Raw genomic sequence first — 22,683 nt, 5'->3', positions numbered from 1 at the left:
TGCACCATTGATTTTATAAAGCTAATTAAGTTAGATTAAATACTCTATCTCATCACGTTCATGTATTTCAGCATGACTTGCTAACTAAAGGCCAACTATGACCACGGACGTTCAACGTAAAGTATTACAACAAGTGGCTGATATTTTTGATAAGCATGTCCCTTTTCATAATCTACTCGGATTAGAAATCAAGCGTTACGATATCGACGGTGTTGAAGTGGTGATTAAAATGAAACCCGAACTCATTGGCAATATTCATCAACACATATTACATGGTGGAGTGACAGCCACACTGCTCGATGTGGTCGGTGGGTTAACCTGTTTTGCAGGCTTAGTTTCAAGCCGAGAAGATTGGACCATTGAAGCGTTAGAGCAACGGCTCACTACGCTCGGTACAATTGATATGCGAGTCGATTACCTTCGCCCTGGCCGAGGGGAAATATTTACCGCTACAGGATGTGTGATCCGTTCAGGTAATCGTGTTTCAGTGTGCCGAATGGAGCTGCATAATGAACAAGGTACTCATATCGCATTTGGCACGGGAACTTATATGGTTGGCTGATATGATGGGTTGAGTGGCCGGATGCGAATAATTCAATTGAACATCAATGTCTATTTGGCAACTGTAAAGTTTTTGTATATTCAATATACGTAAAATGATTTCGCGAATTACTTGAGAGATTACCGTAAGCCACCTACAATCGCCTTCTTTATCGCTTCATACTGGATTCCCATGCAAGATCTTGAACATCGTAAAGGCATAGCCCTTGCCATTTGTGCCTACTGTCTATGGGGAATTGCACCGCTTTATTTCAAGTTACTGAGTGACGTTTCTGCGCTGGAAACCTTAGCGCACCGTGTCGTGTGGTCATTTATTTTTATTATCATTTTAATGCAGTTTTTGGGCGGTTTCTCTCGCTTAACGACCTTGCTGAAAAAGCCCAAACAGCTATTGGTGTTAGCACTCACCTCGGTGCTCATTGCTGCTAATTGGTTGATATTTATTTGGGCCATTAATAACGATCAAATGCTTGATGCCAGCTTAGGCTACTTCATTAATCCATTATTTAATGTGCTATTGGGAATGGTCTTTTTATCTGAGCGATTACGCAAATTGCAGTGGGCTGCAGTGGCGCTAGCCAGTATTGGCGTTTTGATTCAGCTCATTTCATTCGGCTCAATACCTTTAGTATCTCTGGCATTAGCAGCTTCTTTTGGCTTTTATGGTTTACTGCGTAAAAAGGTCAATATCGACGCTAAAACAGGCTTATTAGTTGAAACCGCTATTTTGCTCCCTATCGCACTCGGCTATTTAGCGCTCACATTAGACACAGCCAGCGCGAATATGCTGACTAATGATATGACAATGAACCTCACACTGATTGCAGCAGGTATTGTCACTACAGTGCCATTATTGTGCTTTGCTGGTGCAGCCATGCGCATTCCGCTATCGATGCTGGGATTCTTTCAGTATATCGGTCCCAGTATCATGTTTATTTTGGCAATATTTTTATACAAGGAACCATTCGATATTGAAAAGGGCATCACCTTTGGGTTTATTTGGAGTGCTTTAGTGGTCTTTACTACCGATATGGCACTACAACGACGCCGTCGTTTAAAGCAAAGCTAACAGCCAATTGACTTAATCCTGCCAAGCAGTCATTTTTGCCATTGCTGCTTGCGGGTTTTCTAACGATAACAACAACGAATACCCCTTTTCAGTGGGTAACAACAAGACATTCTCGTTTGTAGTCACTGATACTAACGCCTTATCGCCGTTTTGCAGCGTAAACCATCCTAATGAGTAACCTGACAAGCCAAGACCATTAGTTCGTCTTGTAGGCATATATTGCGGCGCCTCAATAAGATTAATCACTCTGGCTTGCTGCCAAACTAATTCATCTTGCTGAAATACTTGTCCGTAGAGTGGAATAGTCAGTGTCACCTGAAGATTTTCCTCGGCCGATAACTCCGCGTGTTGCGTTTGATACAAGGTAATAGAAAACAAACCAAACACCGCAATAATTATCCCTAAGCTTGCGTAAACGGCCATGCTTGGCATCTTTTTCAGTTTTAAAAGTAACGTGAGCAGCAATAAGCCCATCATAACGCCGATGAAATTAGCTAAACCATTCGCTGTTAGCCCTGCCAGTTCTATATTCATTGATTTTCTATACCTAAAATTCGCTTTTATTAAGCGCCCGACTTAATAGAGCATGTGATTGGAATAATGCAATATTTTGCGAGCATAACAAAAATGCCACCCCATGGCTTAACATGTTGTGGCATTTCAGTAAGTATCAAACAATCACGTATTCAACATTAATGTTCAATCTAGTGTTATAAATAAACCTTATAAATCTAGGGCCAATATTTTTGATTTACGTTGAAAATTATATAGCTGCTTTTTGACATTCGGCAGCGCATCAACCTCAACAATATTAAAGCCATGCTCTAAAAACCAATGAATACTGCGAGTCGTTAAGGCAAATAGCCGTGAATAGCCTCTGACTCTGGCTTGACCAATAATGTTATTCAATAGCACGCTACCTCTGTCGGCATCACGGTAATCGGGATGCACGACTAAACAAGCAAACTCACCGGCATTATCTTCTTCAAATGGATACAGTGCTGCACAACCAATCACCAAACTGTCACGCTCAATCAGCATAAACTGTTCGATTTCCATTTCCAGTTGCTCACGAGAGCGTCTAACCAGTATCCCTTGCTCTTCTAGTGGTCTAATTAAATCTAAGATACCACCGATATCGCCAATGTTTGCCCGACGTAATCGTTCGGCACTTTCGGTCACAATCTGGGTACCAATACCTTCACGAGAGAATAACTCTTGCAACAAGGTGCCATCTTCAAGGTAACTCACTAAATGACAACGTGGCACGCCATTACGACACGCATCAATACTGGCTTTTAAGAAGGCCATAGTACCAACACAGGCTTCGCCAGCTTGATTCATGTCATCCCAAATAGCTTGTGCGCCATTAGGCATTAACTCGGCAATCACCTCGCCTGAGTCATCTAAAATGCCGTGAGTATTACTAAAGCCAATGATCTTATCTGCCTTTAACTTTATCGCCACTTGGGTGGCAACCTCTTCAGCCGTTAAATTAAAACACTCACCAGTCACTGAGACCGCCATAGGACCCATTAACACAATACAGTTATTATTTAATTGACGCTCTAACCCTTGGGTATCAATACGGCGCACTTTGCCAGTCAGGCAAAAATCGACGCCATCATCAATACCTAATGGCTGTGCAATAACAAAATTGCCGCTCACTAAGTTGATTTGCGCATTTTGCATCGGTGTATTACCCAAGCTCATCGATAAGCGCGCGGTTATATCAAATTGCACAGCACCGGCAACTTGCTTAATGACTTTAAGCGAGTCTTCGTCGGTTATACGCACACCATTGTGATACGTAGGCTCGATGTTCGCATCATGCAATGCCGCGTCAATTTGAGGGCGGGCACCATAAACTAGCACGACTTTAATCCCTAAAGAGTGCAACAAGGCGACATCATTGAGAATGCCTCTAAATTGATTATGTAGCAGTGCTTCGCCACCAAGCATCACAACGAAGGTTTTGCCGCGATGCACATTGACATATGGCGCTGAGTGACGGAATCCATCAACAAGTTCTGTGGTTCTTAAAGGCACATTAACCCCTAACAAATAAACTTAACGGTATTCAGTGTCTATTTCAAAATACGACACCAATATAATTAATCAATATTATTGCATTTAAATTCACTTTAAAAGACTTTTATTGGGATATTTAGCGCTTTTTAGTATTTAACTATTCAAAAAAAGTCTCAAAAGCGGTGTCACGTTAGTATTCGATAAAATATCAGCTAGCCAATCACTTAATTAAAGCGACCCTTTTGCCATGGTTTGTTAAATAGTTGGCCAATATACAGGTAAGCACTCAGTCATACGCAGCCTAATCAGCCAAGATGACAAGTTTAATACTCACACTAAATAATCAGCACAAAGCACTGTAAAGATATATTGCTACTTAAAAATGGATAAGAGAGTTGGGATGACATAGGTGGGGCTGAAAAAAGGCCAAAAAAAAGCCCCTAAAAAGGGGCTTTTAAAAGGAGGAAAAATCAATTACTTGATTTTAGCTTCTTTGTAGATAACGTGCTGACGAATAACTGGATCAAATTTTTTGATTTCCATTTTTTCAGGCATGTTACGCTTATTTTTTTCAGTAGTGTAGAAGTGACCAGTTTTAGCACTAGATACTAATTTGATCTTCTCACGATTACCTTTAGATTTAGCCATTTTCTATTATACCTTCTCGCCGCGGGCACGAAGTTCTTTAACTACAACTTCAATACCTTTTTTATCGATGATACGGATACCTTTAGTAGATACACGTAGTTGCACGAAGCGTTTTTCTTCTTCTAACCAAAAACGGTGGTTTTGTAGGTTAGGTAAAAAACGACGACGAGTCGAATTTTTAGCGTGCGAACGGTTGTTACCAACCATCGGCTTCTTGCCAGTTACTTGGCATACTCTTGACATGTCAATCTTCTCCAAAAACAATTTTAAAACGCTCGAGCATTTATGTGCCTCGTGTGGCCGTCGCCCGAGGCACAAAGAGGGCGCATTTTATACACGATAACAAAACTAAGATCAAGTGTTGTTTAAAATATCCACCCACGTTCAGCAAAGGATATTATCTGCTGATCACCTACAACCATATGATCTAATAGAGAAACATCGATAGTAGAGAGGGCTTTTTTTAATCTGTCAGTAATTTGCCGATCTGCCTGACTTGGCTCTGCAATGCCAGACGGGTGATTATGACACACTATGACTGCCGCAGCCTTTTTCTCCAGCACCAACGCCACCACTTCACGTGGATATACTGATGCCGAATTAATCGTTCCGCGGAATAATTCTACAAACTGAATCACTCTATGTTGGCTATCCAACAATAATAATGCGAACACTTCATAGGATCGGTCTGCTAATTGTCTCATTAAATAGTCCCGAGTTAAATCAGGATTTATTAAAATTTGTCCTCGATGCATATTTTCTTGAAAAATTCGCTTCGAAATCTCCGATGCAGCCTGCATTTGAGCAAATTTTACCGGCCCAACACCCGCTAATTGACACACTTGAGACTGTGATGCTGAAAATAAAGCCCGTAATCCGCCAAATTCTGTGATCATTTCTCGAGCCAAATCCACCGCATTATGGCCTGCTAACCCATTTCGCAATAATACAGCCAATAATTCTGCATCTGATAAGTGCCCAGCCCCATGATGAAGTAACTTATCTCGTGGACCTTCTCCTTCTGGCCAATCTTTTATTGCCATAAACACTCCCTTGTTTATTGCTTAAATCAAATTCAGTCAATATTCCTGTTAGCTAACTCATCACTGCCAACATAACCATAGAGTATGGACGAAAATTTTAATTTCGGATCGTCACCATTTAGGTTGATTGTGATATTGTAGCGCCAATGAACTGGATAGCAGGATTGAGTAAACATGCTGACAAATAAAAAAGTCCTTTTGGGTATCGGTGGTGGCATAGCCGCGTATAAAAGTGCTGACTTAATTCGTCGCCTCAAAGAACGTGGCGCAGATGTTCGTGTGGTCATGAGCCAAAGCGCCATGGAATTTATCACCCCGTTAACCATTCAAGCTTTATCAGGTCACCCTGTTGCTTCTGACTTACTGGATCCCGCAGCTGAAGCTGCAATGGGGCACATTGAATTAGCTCGCTGGGCTGATGTAGTCATCGTAGCGCCAGCAACAGCAAACCTTATTGCCCGCATTAATGCTGGCATGGCAGATGAATTGCTAACGACCACCTGCTTAGCCACAGAAGCGCCAGTAATAGTGTGTCCAGCCATGAACCAGCAAATGTATCGTAATCAAGCCACTCAAGAAAACCTTGCCAATATTGCTCGCAAAGGCATCACAGTATGGGGGCCAGCGAGTGGCGACCAAGCCTGTGGCGAAGTGGGTCCTGGTCGGATGATGGAGCCGTTAGCCATTGCTGAGCAGCTCATCAATTTCTTTGGCCCTAAACCGTTAGCAGGAGTCAAACTACTCCTCACAGCAGGCCCAACTCGAGAAGCGATTGACCCAGTGCGTTATATTTCTAACCATAGTTCAGGCAAAATGGGCTTCGCATTGGCCACAGCGGCGACACAAATGGGCGCTGAAGTCACCTTAGTATCAGGGCCAGTCAATTTAGCGACCCCAAGTCATGTCAACCGTATTGATGTTGAATCAGCCCAAAACATGCTTGATGCTGTTATGGAGCATGTTGATGGTCAGGATATCTTTATAGGCTGTGCTGCTGTCGCAGATTACCGCATTGCTGAAGTAGCAGAATCAAAAATCAAAAAATCAGCTGAGAATATGCGGCTTGAGATGATCCGTAATCCAGACATTCTTGCCAATGTAGCCGCATTAAAAAATCGTCCTTTCACTGTAGGTTTTGCTGCTGAGACCGATAACGTAGAAGAATACGCCCGTGGCAAGCTTGAGCGAAAAAAGTTGGACTTAATTGCCGCAAACGACGTATCAATCGCTGGGCTTGGTTTTAATGCTGACGCCAATGCATTACATGTTTTTTGGCAGGACGGTAGTCAACAGCTGCCAGCAACCGATAAACTGACCCTAGCAAAACAATTACTTACTTTAATAGCAACAAAAATAAAAACATCATGAAGACACCTGTAGAATTAAAGTTACTCGACTCCCGCATAGGCAGCGAGTTTCCACTACCAAACTATGCCACACCAGGCAGTGCTGGTATGGACTTGCGCGCCATGATCGATACCACCATGGTCATTGAGCCAGGTAAAACAGTGTTAATCCCCACAGGGATTGCAGTACACGTTGCCGATCCAAGTCTTGCGGCAGTGATTTTGCCTCGCTCAGGTTTGGGGCATAAACACGGCATTGTGTTAGGTAACTTAGTCGGCTTAATTGACTCTGATTACCAAGGACCATTAATGGTGTCTTGCTGGAATCGTAGCGATGAGCCTTTTACATTAGAAATAGGTGATCGTTTAGCGCAACTGGTGTTTGTTCCTGTTGTTCAAGCACAATTTACCTTAGTCGATGAGTTTGATACCTCAGATCGTGGTGAAGGCGGATTTGGTCACTCAGGTACCAAATAACCTTTACAAGTAGTCACAAGCCTAGGAATAACAAATGGCGGCTAGCCCAAAAATAAATCGTCGTGAGCACATTTTACAGTGTCTCGCGCACATGCTGGAAACCAGCCCTGGCCAACGTATTACCACTGCTAAATTGGCAGCTGAAGTTGGTGTTTCTGAAGCGGCGCTTTATCGCCACTTCCCAAGTAAAGCAAGAATGTTTGAAGGCTTAATTGAGTTTATTGAAGACGCGATTTTGTCTCGTTTAAACCTGATTATGGATGAAGAGAAAGACACCATGAAACGCTGTGAACTCGTCTTACAGCTATTACTGGTCTTCTCTGAGCGTAACCCAGGTATTTCACGGGTACTCAATGGCGACGCACTACTGGGCGAGAACGAGCGTCTACGCAGCCGCATCAGTGGTTTATTTGCCAAAATTGAAACCCAAATTAAGCAAATACTGCGTGAAAAAACCTTACGTGAAGGCCATGGTTTTAATTTAGATGAAGCCATTTTAGCTAACTTATTATTAGCTATCGCCGAAGGCAGAATCGCCCAATTTGTTCGTAGTGAATTTAAACAAAAACCTACCGAGCACTTTGACGAGCAATGGCAATTTGTTCAGCAGCAGTTGTTACGCAGCTAAATCAGCCTTCAAAGTACAATAATGTAAACGCACTTCGGTGCGTTTTTTTATGTAAACAATTGTATTAATGACTTAAAAGTCGTACTTTAAGATGACAAAAATAGAATTAATCGATAGAAGTCGATAGGTTTTTCCGATAAAAATACAAGGATGTTTATGAAATACACTGCTATTATTGCAAGTTTTCTGCTCGCTGTTTTTCCCTCAATATTAAGTGCAACTTCTTTATCTCAGGCAGCTTTATATAGTAAAGGCGCTGAGTATAGCCATGTAAAAATATCACCCAATGGTGATTTTCTCAGCGCATTGACCACCCATGATGGTAAAAAAACCTTAATTATTTTAGAAACTGAAACTAAAAAAATGATTAGTGCGATAAATTTTCCAGGGAATGCTGAAGTCGGAAATTATGAGTGGGTCAACCAAGATAGAATCGTATTGCAAAAAGTCTATCTTAAAGGCTGGACAGATGTTCCCCAGTATTATGGTGAACTTATGGCTGTTAATGCTGACGGCTCGAAAGGAAAATATTTATTTGGCTACAATAGCAGCGAGCAGCAAACTGGTTCAAATATTAAGAGAAATACATCAATTAGAGCCACTGCATATATTTTAGACCCATTACCTGAAAATGATAAGTATATGCTAGTTAATGCAATTCCTTGGGGAAGCGTCACTTCATTGGGCAACGATAGCTTACAACATGTTTACAGAGTCAATGTTAAAACTGGTGTTAGGAGAAAAGTAGCCACATCCCCCATCGGTAACCCAAGCTTTTTAACTGACAATGAAGGCGAAGTTAAATTCGTCTCTGGGGTTAATAAAAACAACGAATTACACACGTTTTATCGACAAGATGGTGATTGGATAAATGCCAATGATCTCAATGTAGGGTTAACTGATTTTCACCCTATTTCATTTGCAGGAAAAGCAAGCACCATTTATGCAGCGGCTAGAGAAAATAATCAAACTGTAAGTATTTATAAAATTGACTTAGTCAGTGGCCAAAAAGAAAAGATCATTAATGATGAAAATGTTGATCCAAGTAACTTTTGGATCAACAAACAGTCTAAACAGCTCTATGCAGTTGAATATGAAGATGGCTATCCAACATATGCTTTCGTTGATCAAAAAGATGATCATACAAAATTACTGAAGCAACTCATTGCATCACTCCCCGGTCATCAAGTGCAAATTATCAGTGAAACAACAGATGCAAAACTATTCGTGATTAAAGCTTTTAACGATAAAAATCCCGGTGACTACTACCTATTTGATACAGAAAAAGTCACATTAGACTATCTCGCATCTGAAAAAAGCTGGTTAGATCCTGATGCAATGGCAGAAGTAAAGCCGATAAGCTTCACGAGTCGTGATGGAAAAATTATTTCTGGTTATTTAACTTTACCTGAAGGCAAAGAGGCCAAGAACTTACCGCTAATTGTTAATCCACATGGTGGTCCACATTACGTGCGAGACTGGTGGTCTTTTGATCCCCAAAGTCAATTGCTTGCCAGCCAAGGAATGGCCGTTTTACAAGTTAACTTTCGAGGTTCTGGTGGTTATGGTAAACAGTTCCAACAAGACGGTTATCAAAAATGGGGAGCTGATATTCAATACGACATCATCGATGGTACCAAGTATGTAATTGATCAAGGCTTCGTAGATAAAGACAGAATTTGTATCGTAGGTGCTAGTTTTGGTGACTACAGTGCACTTCAAAGCGCAATCATTGAACCTGAATTATTCAAATGTGCAATTGGATTTGCTGGTGTCTACGATTTAAAAATGATGTTTGAGGAAGGTGATATACAACAAACAAGTAGCGGCAATAGCTATTTAAAACAAGTCCTTGGAGAAAACATCCAGCAGCTAGAAAACATGTCACCTGCTTTTAATACTGATAAACTGAAAGCAAACATACTACTAGTGCATGGTGGCAATGATGAACGAGCACCGATTGAGCAATTAGAGTCATTAGAAAAAGGGCTGAACCAAAACAAACATCCCTATGAAAAACTCATTATGGATGATGAAGGCCATGGTTTTTATAACGATGACCATAGGGCAAAATATTACGATAAAATGCTGAGTTTTTTAAAAAGTAACCTCAAACTCTAATTCGTCACCTCACCACTAAAGCCGATACTTGACTAAAAAGGTCGGCTTTTTTTATGTCAGTAATATTAATTTGCTTCAAATCACGTTATTATCCCCCTCCCTCGTGATACAGCATTTGCAGCAGTATCACGGTTCATAACATACACTCAGTAGTACGCATTACCCCTGTGGTTGGAGGATAAGATGGCATTAAGTGAAGCTGCAATAAAGGTCAAAACAGCACTGACTGAGCAAGGGTTAGAAACCCCGATGCTGCCGCAAACTCATACTCCAGAAGCGCGTAAAGAAAAAATTGAGCATCACATGAAAGAAGTGTTAACGCTAATGGCGTTAGACTTATCAGATGACAGCTTAATGGATACGCCTCGCCGCATTGCTAAAATGTATGTTGATGAGATTTTCTCAGGGCTTGATTATGAGAACTTCCCTAAAATCACTGTCATCGACAATAAGATGGGCGTTGATGAAATGGTGCGTGTGCAAGACATAAGCCTAACCAGCACCTGTGAGCATCACTTAGTCACCATTGATGGCTATGCGACTGTGGCCTATTTGCCTCGCACTAAAATTATCGGTTTATCAAAAATAAACCGCATCGTGCGCTTTTTTGCCCAGCGCCCACAAGTACAAGAAAGGCTGACCCAGCAAGTCTTAGTTGCACTGCAAACCTTGCTTGAAACTAAAGATGTTGCCGTTAAGATGGATGCGGTGCATTACTGCGTTAAATCTCGTGGCGTGATGGACTCCACCAGCTCAACCACCACCACGGCATTAGGCGGGATTTTTAAATCAAACCCTGCAACCCGTGCTGAGTTTTTACACCAGTCTAAGTGTTAGTTAGCAATCATTAACCCTGCTAGCTGCAAAACAAACACAAAAAAGCCAGACATTAAGTCTGGCTTTTACTTTTAACGAAGATGGATTAAATACCGTATTGCTCACGGTAAGCGCTCACTGACGCTAACTCTTTTTCCATTCCTGGTTTTTCAGATAAGTAATTGATTAAATCACCTAGCTTAATGATAGATACGATAGCACAGCCAAAGTCACGTTCAACTTCTTGAATCGCTGATAACTCGCCCTTGCCTTTTTCTTGTCTATCAAGTGCGATTAACACACCTGCTAAGCTTGCATCGTGGGCTGCGATGATTTCCATCGACTCACGAATAGCAGTACCGGCGGTGATCACATCATCCACTAGCATCACTTTACCTGCAAGCTCGCTACCCACTAACGAGCCACCTTCACCATGATCTTTTTTCTCTTTACGGTTAAAGCAATAAGGCACATCTTTATCATGGTGATCGCAAAGCGCTACAACCGTCGTTGTCGCAATAGGGATACCTTTGTAAGCCGGACCAAACACTAAATCGTAGTCAATACCAGAATCAACCAATGCAGCAGCATAAAAACGACCTAAACGTGCTAAATCACGACCCGTATTAAACAAACCCGCATTAAAAAAGTAAGGGCTAGTACGGCCTGATTTTAAGGTGAACTCACCAAAGCGTAATACCTGACGCTCAAGAGCGAATTCAATAAACTCACGTTGATATGCTTTCACATTATCTCCTTAACACTGTTATCTGTTTTTATTTAATGACGACTAAGCCTAAATAAAGCTTAAAAAAAGGGGCTCTTATTAACAGAGCCCCTTAATCAAATACGTTTTAGCTTAATGCTGCTTTTTGCGTATCCACGATTTCGCGAATACCATGCTTAGCAAGCTCAAGTAAGCTTAATAACTCTTCGTGGCTGAACGGCTCACCTTCGGCAGTGCCTTGGATTTCAATCATCTTGCCAGTTTCAGTCATAACTACGTTCATGTCGGTTTCAGCCGCGCTGTCTTCGATGTATTCTAAATCGCAGATTGGCTCACCTTTATAAATACCAACGCTCACTGCTGCAATTAAGAACTTAAGTGGGTTAGTTTTTAAAATGCCTTTACCGCGCGCCCAGTTTAATGCATCTACTAGTGCAACACATGCACCAGTAATTGCAGCAGTACGAGTACCACCATCAGCTTGAATCACGTCACAATCGATAACGATAGTGTTCTCACCTAACGCTTTCATGTCTACTGCAGCACGTAAAGAACGACCGATTAAACGTTGGATTTCTTGAGTACGACCAGATTGTTTGCCACGGGCAGCTTCACGTTGCATACGGCTATGAGTCGAACGAGGAAGCATACCGTACTCAGCAGTTACCCAGCCTTGGCCTTGGCCTTTAAGAAAACGCGGTACGCCTTCTTCAAAACTTGCGGTACACAAAACTTTAGTGTCACCAAATTCAACCAACACCGAACCTTCAGCGTGAGCTGTAAATTGACGAGTAATCGTAACTGGACGAGATTGTGCAGGTGTTCTGTCGCTTGGGCGCATATGAATTTCCTATTTGTGGAATCGATGACAAATTCTGTATCTAATATTTGAATCTAGACTCAGCATCTAATATTTGAATCTAAGCTTATGCAGTTTAATTTCGTGCATATTTGGCTGCACATTATAGTGACTTGTTTGCGCGGATGCCACGCTAAACAAAACCCTTATTGGATTTTTATTAACAAAAAGGCACACTGGGTTAGGATTCGGTGCAAAGGTTAAGGAAAATAATGAATATTGCCATATTTGGAGCTGGCTCTACCGGCTGCTACCTCGCAGGCGAACTACTGATGGCAAAACTGAATGTGAGCCTCATCTGCCGCGAGCGAATTAAGCGCAGCATTATTGAAAACCAAGGTATCACTCTCACCAGTTACCAAGGTTTACATCAAAAAGTGATGCCCAAGGCGTTAATTACCGAACTAGCAACAAATCAAAATATTGACTCTAACAGCAATTTACAAAACAAAGTAAACCCAGCTCCACTATTTGACGTTATCTTTGTCACCGTAAAATGCCACCAGCTAGCAGCCATTACCGAGCAATTACTGCAAATAACGCACTCACAAAGCAGCATTATTTTTATGCAAAATGGCTTAGGCAGCTTAGATGAAATATTACCGCTTTTAACACATCGTCATGTCAGCCAAGGGATTACCCCATTTAACGTGCTGCAACAGCCTAATGCGACGTTTCATAAAGGCACAGAAGGCCAATTTACCTTTGCCAGCACTCAACACACTAAAGCCATACAACAGGCAATGCGTAAAGCCCAACAAAGCGAATGCATCCTTGTTGATGATATGGCGCCTGTGATCCACGGGAAATTGCTACTTAACCTTAATAATGCACTAAACGCCATTACTGATGTGCCCATTAAAGAACAGCTCAGTCAGCGCCGCACCCGCAAACTACTTAGCCTTGCAATGAAAGAGTGGCTAAGCGTGTGCAAGCAAGCCAAGCTGCCACTAACGCAATTTACCAAAGTAAAACCCACATGGTTGCCATTAATACTCTCAATGCCAGATTGGCTGTTTAACCTCATAGCTAAGCAAATGCTGGACATTGACCCTAAAGCCCGCTCATCGATGTGGGAAGATATTCAAGCCAAACGCCAAACTGAAATCGACTATCTCAATGGCGCTGTGGTCAATCTAGGTCGACAAGTCAATGTCAGTACCCCTGTCAACGCCGCTATTACCGCAGGCATCAAACAACTTGAACAAGGCCAAACTGTCGATATTGACACATTATTTTAAGCAGTCTTAATTAGAACAAAAAAAGGCCGCGACTTTATCAAGTCACGGCCTGTTATCGATTCATATTAAACCAATCTCGCGTTTACTTTTGCTTTCTCACAAACGGTAATATCAGTAAGGCTACGCCTACCACTAAAAATGGAATACTCAATAACTGTCCTGCACTCATGGTCCATTCTGTAGCGTATGCAGCTTGCTTAACCTTGACCATTTCGATGGCCCAGCGAGCACTGAACACACTGCACAAGAACAAGCCAAAAATCACGCCGTGCTTTTCTTTTAGGTTAGTAAACTTGTACACAGCATAAAGCGAAATAAAGATAATTAAATAGCTTATCGCTTCGTACAACTGCGCAGGATGGCGCGGCAATAAATCCACACGCTCAAAAATAATGCCCCAAGGCTTAGTGGTCGGCAGACCTAAAATTTCTGAATTGGCGAAGTTGGCCATACGCACAAAAAAGCCAAATATCGCGGTCGCAATGGCTAATCTGTCGAGCAAAAACAAAAACGGCATATCGGTTTTACGCTTGTAATAATACAGCGCTAATATCGCCCCTAACCCGCCGCCATGGCTGGCTAAACCGCCTTCCCAAATAGCTAAAATTTTCATCGGGTTGGCAAAATAGTAACTTGGATCGTAAAAAAAGCAGTGTGCTAAACGTGCGCCAACAATAATCCCTATCACACAGTACATCAGTAGATTATCGAGCGATTCAACATCCAAGCCTTCTTTTTTATACATGCGCTTCATTACCTGAAACCCACTCGCAATGGCCAAGGCAAACAAGGCACCATACCAATGTACTTTAAGACCCATAAACGAAATTAACACAGGGTCGAGATTCCACACAAAATGGTCCAATTGACTACTCCAAAATAATAAAACAGCTAAACCTATCAGGCACAAGCAGCAGATGTAGGCTTACTATAAACAATTCAATCGTGTAATTCGATGCTCATTGCCAACAACACGTTAATTACCAGTAACAAGCAGCCTTGATAAATCCATTCGCCCGCACATATGTAGCCAATATGACCTAAAAAGTCGGCGTAAGTTGCATATTAATGTAAAACCTAGTCCATAAGCTTTTGTATACTTTGACCTTCACTGCTAGCAGACTATAATCGACACCATACAATTGCCGCTAACTTAATCAGGGTTCAAACATGATCCAAAGTATGACCGCCTACGCTCGCATTGAGCATAAAGCCGAATGGGGCACTGCCTCTTGGGAAATCCGCTCAGTCAATCAACGCTACTTGGAAACCTACCTGCGTTTACCAGAGCAAATGCGTAGCCTTGAGCCTGTATTACGTGATCGCCTGCGTAAGCGCTTAAACCGCGGCAAAGTAGAAGTAAACTTACGTTACGAATTATCAGAGTCTGGCAGCAGTGAAATGCGCCTAAACCAAGACTTAGCCAAACAACTGCTGAACGCTGCTGATTGGTTAAAGAAAGAATCTAGCCACGGTGAACTTAACTTAGCAGACATACTACGCTGGCCTGGTGTGATGGCCGGTGCAGAACAAGACATGGGTGAAATTAATAAAGATTTACTTAGTGCATTTGACGGCGCTGTTGCACAATTTATTGAAGCCCGTGGCCGTGAAGGTGAAGCCATCAACACTATGTTGCAAACTCGCCTAGACCAAATTGTCGAGCAAGTAGCAATCGTGCGTGAACACATGCCAGCCGTTATGCAATGGCAACGTGACAAGCTCACCAACCGCTTAGCCGAAATCACTGGCGAACTTGATCCAGCCCGTATGGAACAAGAAATGGTACTACTTGCACAAAAGATGGATGTCGCAGAAGAGATGGACCGCCTTGACGCACACGTTGCTGAAACGCGCTTAATCCTCAAAAAAGGTGGCGCACAAGGCCGCCGTCTAGACTTCATGATGCAAGAATTCAACCGTGAATCTAACACCCTAGCGTCTAAATCAATCAGCGCAGAAGTCACTGCAGCAGCGGTAGAGCTTAAAGTATTGATTGAGCAAATGCGTGAGCAAATCCAAAATATCGAATAATAGTTAGGACTGTATTTTATTGCATTCAAAGCTATAAAATACAAAGACTTACCTCAGACAACTTTCCACCACCGTATTCTTTAATACACCATTAACCACCACCAACTGGTGGTTAATGTGGTGGGTATGATAGACTTACCACAAAGGTAAGTGGTGGGTAAATAGTTCTCACCGAGATCATGCAGGATTAGAGGTGGGTTATGGGTAAGTTAACGGTTAAGAAAGTAGAAACGCTCATTAAGGCTGGTGGCGAGAAAACACAGCGCCATGCTGATGGTGAGGGCTTATACCTAGTAGTTCCAGCATCAGGTACCGCAAGCTGGATGCTACGCTTTACCTCCAATAAAAAGCGCCGTGAAATGACGCTTGGTAAGGTTAAAGATCTCCCATTATCAGATGCCCGCCTAGAAGCCGCTACCAAAATGAAGCAAGTCCGTGAAGGCTTTGATCCCCTCTTGCAGCGTAAACGTGCCGAACAAGAAAGCATTAAAACCGTTAACGACTTATTTGAAGATTGGTACCCAACTTTAGTTACGCGCCTTAAACACCCGAATATCCCTAAACGTGTTTACACCAAAGATATCGCCCCACACATCGGCGACATCCCACTCGATAGAATTACCGCCCGTGATATTCGCACAGCAATCACAGCGATTAATGATTCAGGTCGCCCGACAATCGCCAATGACGCTCTAGGCCATTGTAAGCAGCTTTTTAATCACGGTATTAAGTTGGACCTTCTGCAAGGCAATCCTGCTTCTGCTTTTACTGTTAGAGACGCTGGCGGCATAGAGCAAAGCAAAGACCGCGCATTAAGCGAAGAAGAGTTAACATCGTTTTTCCGTATTGCGAGAGAGAACAGCACTAGCTTCAGCCGTGACAACTATCTGGCCTGTGCATTATTGGTTTGTTTAGGGGTACGTAAATCTGAATTGTGTGAAGCGAGATGGGAAGAGTTTGAACTAGAGAATGGCTTATGGCACTTACCAAAGGAGCGTAGTAAGACCAATGTTGGCTTTACTACTCCTTTAGCACCAGAAGTATTGAAATGGCTTGAGGAGTTGAAGATAAGAGGATTTGGCTCTGAGTATGTCTTTCCTAGCCGAAGAGCCAGCAAGAGCCCTCACATGGGCCCCGACACGCTTAACAGAGCGATTACTAAGCTATTTGGTCATGAAGCAGGTAAGAAGAAACAACCGCCTAACTTGATGGGCGACATGCCACACTTTACGGTACATGACATGCGCCGCACTTGTCGTACGCTACTGGCAAAACAAGGCACCCCCGGCCATGTGGCCGAGAGATGCTTAAATCACAAGTTAAAGGGTTTTGAGGGGATCTATGATCAACACGACTACTTTGAAGAAAGAAAACAAGCCTTGTTTCTTTTATCACAGAAGGTAGTCAGATTTCTCTGATCAACTTTAAGTACCAAAGCAAATATTTTGATATACAGTAGGTTATCCATATATATTATTAAGGTCCTCCATAACTAGGGATCTCTAAGGCACACAATCATGAATGATAAAAGCCGATTAAAAGCTGAAGAAAAAAACTTCCGACCAAGAGCAAGGCTTATGGAATTATTGGGTGAGCAGCTCATAAAAAACCATACTCTGGCCTTATTTGAACTAATTAAAAACTCTTATGATGCCGATGCAAATGACGTTTCATTAACTCTTTTGAACATCGATAAGGATAATGGTGAAATAGAGATCATCGATGACGGCTTTGGAATGGACTACGAGACTGTGGCTAACATCTGGATGGAACCAGCCCATGCGCATAAAGGAGAGGCTCGTAAAAAAGATATTCGCACACCTAAAGGGAGGCTTCCTGTAGGAGAAAAGGGCGTTGGGCGGTTTGCGGTACACCGATTGGGCACCAAAATCGAGTTAGTGACAAGATCTATAGGAAAACCAGAGGTACATGTAAGTATTGACTGGCTAAAATTTGAGAAACATGAATATCTTGATGAAGCCCCTGTACTGATAGAAGAACTCTCTCCAAAAGTATTCGATGGTGATTCCCACGGTACAAGAATCATAATTTCAGGCTTAAAACATAACTGGCGACGTGGGGATGTCCGTAAGCTCTACAGAGCTGTACTAGGTATGACAAGTGGAAACCTTGAATTTGGACAAAAACCTGAAAATGACTCCCAAGAAAAAAGCCAAAATGATCAGTCCAGATTTTCGGTTAACTTCTCTTTGGAGCCGAACCAACATTGGCTCAATGGTTTTTTCGATCCAGAAACTGCTCGAGACCAAGCGATGTTCAAATTTACGTTCTGTATTGATGATTCTGGCCTCAGCTACAATTATGCTTTCACCCCACTTCAAGCTATTCAAGAAGACTACCCCACCCTAATTGAACCACGAACTATTAGTGAGACTAAGATTCACCCAGAGTTTTTTATTAAGACCCCTCCTGGAGAAGAAGGGTGGAAAAATAGAAAAAAAAGGGAGTCTCGCCCTCTAATGGGAAAGCCAGTAGGAAAAACTCAGGGCTTGGGGATCGGTCCGCTAAAAGGGTCAATCATTGCATTTGACCTCGATCGCAATGTTAAAGAACGTTACTTGAAAGACGAGATGTCTGGTTTGTCTGAGTTTTTAAAAAGCCAAGGAGGCGTCCGAGTATATAGAGATTCTCTTAGAGTCTACAACTACGGGGAGCCCGGCGATGACTGGTTAGGACTAGACCATAGGCGTATTCAAAGACCAACAGCAAAACTTAGCAATCAGCTAATGCTTGGAGAAGTTCATTTGGATCTTGAGCATAGTGCTAGTCTTCTAGAGAAAACTAATAGGGAAGGTTTCATCGAAAATGAAGCTTTCGATGAACTGCAGTACGCGATGCTTTGCGTACTGACAGAATTTGAAGCAGAGCGCAATAAGGACAAAAAACATCTTAGAGATGTTCTTACTCTTCCTCCCGGACAGGATACACCTGCACCGAAGAAGAAAAGTACAGATGAACTTCTTCAAGACCTCAAATCTGTTGTAATTGAGAAGAAACTACAACCTGTCATTGGATCTTTAGTTGAGCAAGTGACTAAATCGTACAAAGAAACTAAAGATATTTTGCTGTCGTCTGCAGGAGTAGGGCTAGGTTTAATCACTGTCTTTCACGAATTAGAAAGGGGGGTAAGAAACCTGCATGGAGCTATTTCTGGAGGAGTGGAGATAGAGAGACTACAGGACCAATCAAAAGAACTAATTTCCCTTCTACAAGGTGCAATGTATATGGTTAGCAAAGGGAAGATGGAGAAGCTAACTGCTTCACGATTAGTTTCTTTTGCTTGTCTAACCCAAAAGCTTCGTTTTTCACATCACAAGATTAAATTCATCAATGGCTTTGAAAAGCTACATGAACAAGATTTTGAAGTCAAAGGTGTAAGACGCATGTTGACGGCTACTTTAGTTAACTTAATAGATAATGCTATTTATTGGTCATGCCAAACTGACCAAAAAGAGCCCATCATCTGGGTTGGCCCAAGTCACGATCTTGAAGCCCCGTCTATTGTCGTAGCAGATAACGGGCCTGGTTTTATAGACCCAGCAGAAGATATTACCGAACCATTTTTCTCAAGGAAAGTAGACGGTATGGGAATTGGCCTCTACTACAGTGACATGATAATGAAGTCCCATGGAGGAAGGTTAAGCTTCCCTGAGCAACATGCTATTGATACACCGAGAGCATGTGTAGGCGCTAAAGTGGCAATGGTTTTTAAAGGAAGTAAAAATGCCTCATAAAAGTAGAGTACTTATTGTTGACGACAAAAGAGAAGATGGTGAAGCTATTGTTCGCAGGCTTTGGGAGCTCCAAATACCTTGTTTCTTTTTAAAGTATTCAGAAGAAAACCTATTCGGTTTAGATTCCCAAAAAGCGTACACTGGAATCAGGGCGATTTTTCAAGATATTGCTCTTATAACAACCTCAATGCCTGATAACAAAGACTATGCAGCTGCTCAGCTTAGCATCGATACCTTATTAGATAATGAGAATGGTCCTTGGCTATTAATAGCATGGTCTACGTGGGCTGAGGACCCCGAGAAGGGAACCCAATATGCTGAGGAGCTTTTTAGGTATCTTAAGGAACGACTTCCTGAAGGAAAAAAGCCATACGACTTTGTTGTATTGGATAAAACACCATTCTGCGCAAATGGACCACATAGCGAGCTCAAAACTGAAGATAATCTAACTTCCCTAGATAAAGGAGACCTACTAAATAAGATAAATGAACAGCTTTCAACTCATAGTAACTTGGCCCTACTAAATCAATGGGAGCAGCATATACACCAAGCTGCATCTAAGACGGTTCATGACTTGTGGAATGCTGTTGAAAATGATGAAACCGGAGAGAAAAACCAACAGCTTGGAGGAATTCTATTAGCTCTTGCAAAGGCAGAAGGAGGCACTGTTGTTGAACATACAGATGTTGCTGGACCACTTTATCAACTTCTTTCAAAGCTCCTCTTTGATCAGGCCAGCCAACTAGTTCCTTCCAAAATGGCAATCGAAAATCCAATAGGTCAGAATCCTCCCAAAGAAAGGCTGAATGGCATGCTTCATTGGGACAATGTCTGTAGTCCCAAGGCTCCAGGTGGCGTATTTAAGTGGCCGGCGAATGGGAGTGTCGATCTCGGGGTTCTAGCGATAGCTGAAGATAACACTAAAGAATTCATTAAAGATGCATTCGTCAAGGACGATATAAACAAGCAAAAAGGTTTTGAGGGCGCCAGAGACATCCTCGACAATGTAGAGCTAGTTCTCATGGATATAACTCCATCCTGTGATCATGCTCAAAAGAAAGCTTTTTGGAGAAGGTATCTAGTAGGAATAAGGGTTGTTGAAGAACATCAAACTCACTTCTATGCCAAACAAAAACTACCTACAGATAACTTGAAAGACACTCCCGTATTTGAAGTTGATGGAAAAAAATTCAGGTTTATATTCAACTCTAAGTTAGTCGTATCTCTAGTGGAAAAAAACGAGTATTACTCTTCAAGAGGAGAAGGAGTTCAAGGCGAAATAAGTTACACACCTGACTCAGACAAGTTAATTCCAATTGGACGCATACGAGATGAGTTGCTCAAAGATATTCAGGCTTGGTATGGTCGAATGGCTACACGCCCAGGTATAGTTTCTTTTTAACTATAACCATCAAAAGTGAATGACTGCCTTGATACTTTGGAATAAGAGATTAGTGAGCCTACTGCGTGACTCATAGGCCATCTTAAGCACCTTACCTGTCCATTGGCTATCGGGCGAAAATGACTCGCCCAACCGTTCGGTTTACGTGCAAAGAGTTCGATTACACCGGCAAGATAACTCCAATGGTTTCCGGCCCACACATAAGTGCATACGCCGGAGCAAACCGGACACCTATTCCGGCATAATCCGGACACAAGGGAGAATGGGTGTCCGGAATCAGCGAAATACGCATAAGTCAGTTATTGATCGTCTAGGCGCTTATTCTAGCCAAATAAGTACTCCCGACTATTCTCATCTTCAGTGACACTAACTAAGTAACTCTAATACAACCTTACCAATCTGCTGTGCTAAATATGGTGGCACAGCATTTCCTACTTGTACGTATTGTTGTGTTCTATTCCCTTCAAACTTATAGTTATCAGGAAACGTCTGTAAACGAGCAGCTTCGCGTACCGTTAGGCTGCGGCATTGTTTAGGGTCATAATGAATAAAATAGTGGCCGTCTTTTGAAATGTGACTAGTAACAGTCGTTGAGCACTTGTTCGCAGCTTGTGTTCTAAAGCGGTCTGCATGAGCGCCCGACTTCCAGTTTTCGTGTTCAGGAGCAAGAGCGTCAGGAAAGTCCCTAGCCTTTGGTGACGTTCCACCACTCAACTTGGTATACGCAGCGCTGAATGCATAGCGCAACAAATCACTTTCCATATGGCCACGAGTCTCATGATTAAGCACACTAGTTGGAGCATTATTGCGATACCACTGAATCAGGTGAATTGGCATTTTTTCAGGGTGAGTTACAGGCTGAATCTCACTTCTGTTAAGCCTTTTAAAAGGCTTAAGGTCTAAATCTTGAGCATTCTTAAATTGCTTTCTCAGCAACTTCTTAACTTGAGTTCCATTCTTTGAAACAGCTCTTTCCCATTCTTTCACTTCATCTTTACGCTTAGAAAAACCACTTCTCAGCTTAGGCAAATCAGATAAAACTTGATCTACTGTCGTTTGCCTTTTTCTTCGCGCCAGCGTCCTAGGAACTCCTTCAACGTCAGCACGAACACCTAATAAAATCACACGGTGGCGAGCTTGAGGTACACCATAGTTCTCAGCCTTAATCAGAAAATCCGTAGGGTCATCGTATGAAGGGTTATTTACGTTTTCAGTGCCTACCACTAAGGAAAAAACTTTATACCTAGGTGTCGCTATTTTTGTTATTCGACCGGGGCTACGTAAATCTTTCAAAATTCGCGGAAACATAATTTCACCATCTACCTTTGCAGATAGAATTCCACGAACGTTTTCCATAATAAAAACATCAGGCTGGGCAATAGAAAGCACCTTTAGATACTCTTTGTATAAAAAGTGTCTAAGGTCCTTTTTGGCGACATAATCTTTTATACCGGCGTTGCGTGACCGGCCTGCCATTGAATATGCTTGGCATGGAGGGCCTCCGATAACAACTTTTGGCTTCTCACCATGAGCGTTCACTAACTCTCTGATACGTTCATGGATGTCTTTATTGTCTGCTCCTAATGCATGCGGTTTAAACAAGGTTTCTTGCTGCGCTTCAGCTGCTTGTATAGGGAAACGGTCGAATAGCTCTGAGCGAGTTAGCTCATTATAAAGATACGATTGATAGCTTGATAATCCATCTTCGGTTTCTATAATTTTTCTATAGAAAGCTCTAGTCGTGAGTGTCTTATGTGCAGATGGTTCTTTTTCAACAGAAACACCAATTTGAAATGGTTTATTACCATTTTCGTGAACACAAGAAGAGACTCCTTCGCCTAAGCCTCCTGGCCCTGCGAACAAATCTATAACTAAAACTTCACCTGTTTCCATTGACTACTTTGCTTTATAAAGAAAAATGCTAG

General features: G+C 42.2%; 21 protein-coding genes. 12 read left to right on the top strand and 9 right to left on the bottom strand.

Annotated elements, in window-relative coordinates; translation table 11 throughout:
• The first annotated feature begins 97 nt into the window (after nucleotides 1-97).
• Both SJ2017_RS01855 and rarD read left to right on the top strand, forming a co-directional pair.
• Complete coding sequence (locus SJ2017_RS01855) at nucleotides 98-562, top strand: thioesterase family protein (RefSeq protein WP_055025220.1); 465 nt, start codon at nucleotides 98-100, stop codon at nucleotides 560-562.
• Between the two features lie 171 nt (nucleotides 563-733).
• Nucleotides 734-1,630: an EamA family transporter RarD gene (gene rarD, locus SJ2017_RS01850; protein WP_080914704.1), complete on the top strand. Its 897-nt coding sequence runs from the start codon at nucleotides 734-736 to the stop codon at nucleotides 1,628-1,630.
• Between the two features lie 12 nt (nucleotides 1,631-1,642).
• Here the strand turns inward: rarD and SJ2017_RS01845 are convergent, their stop codons facing one another.
• From SJ2017_RS01845 to radC, 5 genes are all read right to left on the bottom strand, one after another.
• Nucleotides 1,643-2,164: a PH domain-containing protein gene (locus SJ2017_RS01845; protein WP_080914703.1), complete on the bottom strand. Its 522-nt coding sequence runs from the start codon at nucleotides 2,162-2,164 to the stop codon at nucleotides 1,643-1,645.
• 189 nt (nucleotides 2,165-2,353) lie between these two features.
• Complete coding sequence (argA, locus tag SJ2017_RS01840; protein ID WP_055025223.1) at nucleotides 2,354-3,679, bottom strand: amino-acid N-acetyltransferase; 1,326 nt, start codon at nucleotides 3,677-3,679, stop codon at nucleotides 2,354-2,356.
• A 456-nt stretch (nucleotides 3,680-4,135) separates the two neighbouring features.
• Nucleotides 4,136-4,309 (bottom strand): 50S ribosomal protein L33, encoded by a 174-nt coding sequence (gene rpmG, locus SJ2017_RS01835; RefSeq protein WP_055025224.1) that lies wholly within the window; start codon nucleotides 4,307-4,309, stop codon nucleotides 4,136-4,138.
• A gap of 6 nt (nucleotides 4,310-4,315) precedes the next feature.
• Nucleotides 4,316-4,552: a 50S ribosomal protein L28 gene (gene rpmB, locus SJ2017_RS01830; RefSeq protein ID WP_055025225.1), complete on the bottom strand. Its 237-nt coding sequence runs from the start codon at nucleotides 4,550-4,552 to the stop codon at nucleotides 4,316-4,318.
• Between the two features lie 122 nt (nucleotides 4,553-4,674).
• Entirely contained in the window at nucleotides 4,675-5,352 is a 678-nt protein-coding gene (gene radC / locus SJ2017_RS01825; protein ID WP_080914702.1) for a RadC family protein, read from the bottom strand.
• Between the two features lie 174 nt (nucleotides 5,353-5,526).
• Between radC and coaBC the strand changes: the two genes are divergently transcribed.
• The 5 genes from coaBC (at nucleotide 5,527) to folE (ending at nucleotide 10,761) form a co-directional block, all read left to right on the top strand.
• On the top strand, nucleotides 5,527-6,720 hold the full coding sequence (gene coaBC / locus SJ2017_RS01820; protein ID WP_080914701.1) for a bifunctional phosphopantothenoylcysteine decarboxylase/phosphopantothenate--cysteine ligase CoaBC: 1,194 nt from the start codon (nucleotides 5,527-5,529) through the stop codon (nucleotides 6,718-6,720).
• Nucleotides 6,717-7,175, top strand: coding sequence for a dUTP diphosphatase (dut, locus tag SJ2017_RS01815; RefSeq protein ID WP_055025228.1), 459 nt, complete (start codon nucleotides 6,717-6,719; stop codon nucleotides 7,173-7,175). The genes coaBC and dut overlap by 4 nt, the downstream gene beginning before the upstream one ends.
• Before the next feature lie 34 nt (nucleotides 7,176-7,209).
• The gene (gene slmA, locus SJ2017_RS01810) at nucleotides 7,210-7,803 is read left to right on the top strand and encodes a nucleoid occlusion factor SlmA (protein WP_055025229.1); all 594 of its coding nucleotides are present in this window, start codon (nucleotides 7,210-7,212) and stop codon (nucleotides 7,801-7,803) included.
• 156 nt (nucleotides 7,804-7,959) lie between these two features.
• The gene (locus SJ2017_RS01805) at nucleotides 7,960-9,924 is read left to right on the top strand and encodes an alpha/beta hydrolase family protein (RefSeq protein WP_080914700.1); all 1,965 of its coding nucleotides are present in this window, start codon (nucleotides 7,960-7,962) and stop codon (nucleotides 9,922-9,924) included.
• Between the two features lie 183 nt (nucleotides 9,925-10,107).
• Complete coding sequence (gene folE, locus SJ2017_RS01800; protein ID WP_055025231.1) at nucleotides 10,108-10,761, top strand: GTP cyclohydrolase I FolE; 654 nt, start codon at nucleotides 10,108-10,110, stop codon at nucleotides 10,759-10,761.
• Between the two features lie 85 nt (nucleotides 10,762-10,846).
• On the opposite strand, the gene pyrE is transcribed toward folE, so the two are convergent.
• Together pyrE and rph are read right to left on the bottom strand one after the other, a co-directional pair.
• Nucleotides 10,847-11,488 (bottom strand): orotate phosphoribosyltransferase, encoded by a 642-nt coding sequence (gene pyrE / locus SJ2017_RS01795; RefSeq protein WP_065110096.1) that lies wholly within the window; start codon nucleotides 11,486-11,488, stop codon nucleotides 10,847-10,849.
• Between the two features lie 106 nt (nucleotides 11,489-11,594).
• Nucleotides 11,595-12,308 carry a ribonuclease PH gene (gene rph, locus SJ2017_RS01790; protein WP_055025233.1) on the bottom strand — a complete coding sequence of 238 codons (714 nt, stop codon included), beginning with the start codon at nucleotides 12,306-12,308 and terminating at the stop codon, nucleotides 11,595-11,597.
• A gap of 230 nt (nucleotides 12,309-12,538) precedes the next feature.
• Between rph and SJ2017_RS01785 the strand changes: the two genes are divergently transcribed.
• A complete protein-coding gene (locus SJ2017_RS01785) occupies nucleotides 12,539-13,567 on the top strand; it encodes a 2-dehydropantoate 2-reductase (protein ID WP_080914699.1) in 1,029 nt (342 codons plus the stop codon).
• Nucleotides 13,568-13,649: 82 nt separating this feature from the next.
• On the opposite strand, the gene lgt is transcribed toward SJ2017_RS01785, so the two are convergent.
• Nucleotides 13,650-14,432, bottom strand: a complete 783-nt coding sequence (gene lgt, locus SJ2017_RS01780) for a prolipoprotein diacylglyceryl transferase (protein WP_080914698.1) — start codon at nucleotides 14,430-14,432, stop codon at nucleotides 13,650-13,652.
• Between the two features lie 305 nt (nucleotides 14,433-14,737).
• On the opposite strand from lgt, the gene SJ2017_RS01775 reads away from it, so the two are divergent.
• The 4 genes from SJ2017_RS01775 (at nucleotide 14,738) to SJ2017_RS01760 (ending at nucleotide 20,758) form a co-directional block, all read left to right on the top strand.
• Nucleotides 14,738-15,601 (top strand): YicC/YloC family endoribonuclease, encoded by an 864-nt coding sequence (locus SJ2017_RS01775; RefSeq protein WP_080914697.1) that lies wholly within the window; start codon nucleotides 14,738-14,740, stop codon nucleotides 15,599-15,601.
• 200 nt (nucleotides 15,602-15,801) lie between these two features.
• Nucleotides 15,802-17,019, top strand: coding sequence for a tyrosine-type recombinase/integrase (locus SJ2017_RS01770; protein WP_080914696.1), 1,218 nt, complete (start codon nucleotides 15,802-15,804; stop codon nucleotides 17,017-17,019).
• A gap of 99 nt (nucleotides 17,020-17,118) precedes the next feature.
• A complete protein-coding gene (locus SJ2017_RS01765; RefSeq protein WP_080914695.1) occupies nucleotides 17,119-19,356 on the top strand; it encodes an ATP-binding protein in 2,238 nt (745 codons plus the stop codon).
• Nucleotides 19,346-20,758 carry a hypothetical protein gene (locus tag SJ2017_RS01760; RefSeq protein ID WP_080914694.1) on the top strand — a complete coding sequence of 471 codons (1,413 nt, stop codon included), beginning with the start codon at nucleotides 19,346-19,348 and terminating at the stop codon, nucleotides 20,756-20,758. Before SJ2017_RS01765 ends, SJ2017_RS01760 begins: the two co-directional genes overlap by 11 nt.
• A gap of 366 nt (nucleotides 20,759-21,124) precedes the next feature.
• On the opposite strand, the gene SJ2017_RS01755 is transcribed toward SJ2017_RS01760, so the two are convergent.
• Complete coding sequence (locus tag SJ2017_RS01755) at nucleotides 21,125-22,651, bottom strand: DNA cytosine methyltransferase (RefSeq protein ID WP_080914693.1); 1,527 nt, start codon at nucleotides 22,649-22,651, stop codon at nucleotides 21,125-21,127.
• Nucleotides 22,652-22,683 lie beyond the last annotated feature (32 nt).

Origin of the sequence: Shewanella japonica, from assembly GCF_002075795.1 — a bacterium.
GTDB lineage: Bacteria > Pseudomonadota > Gammaproteobacteria > Enterobacterales > Shewanellaceae > Shewanella > Shewanella japonica.
Note: the sequence above shows the minus strand (reverse complement) of the source record. Positions and strands in the feature narration are given on the sequence as shown.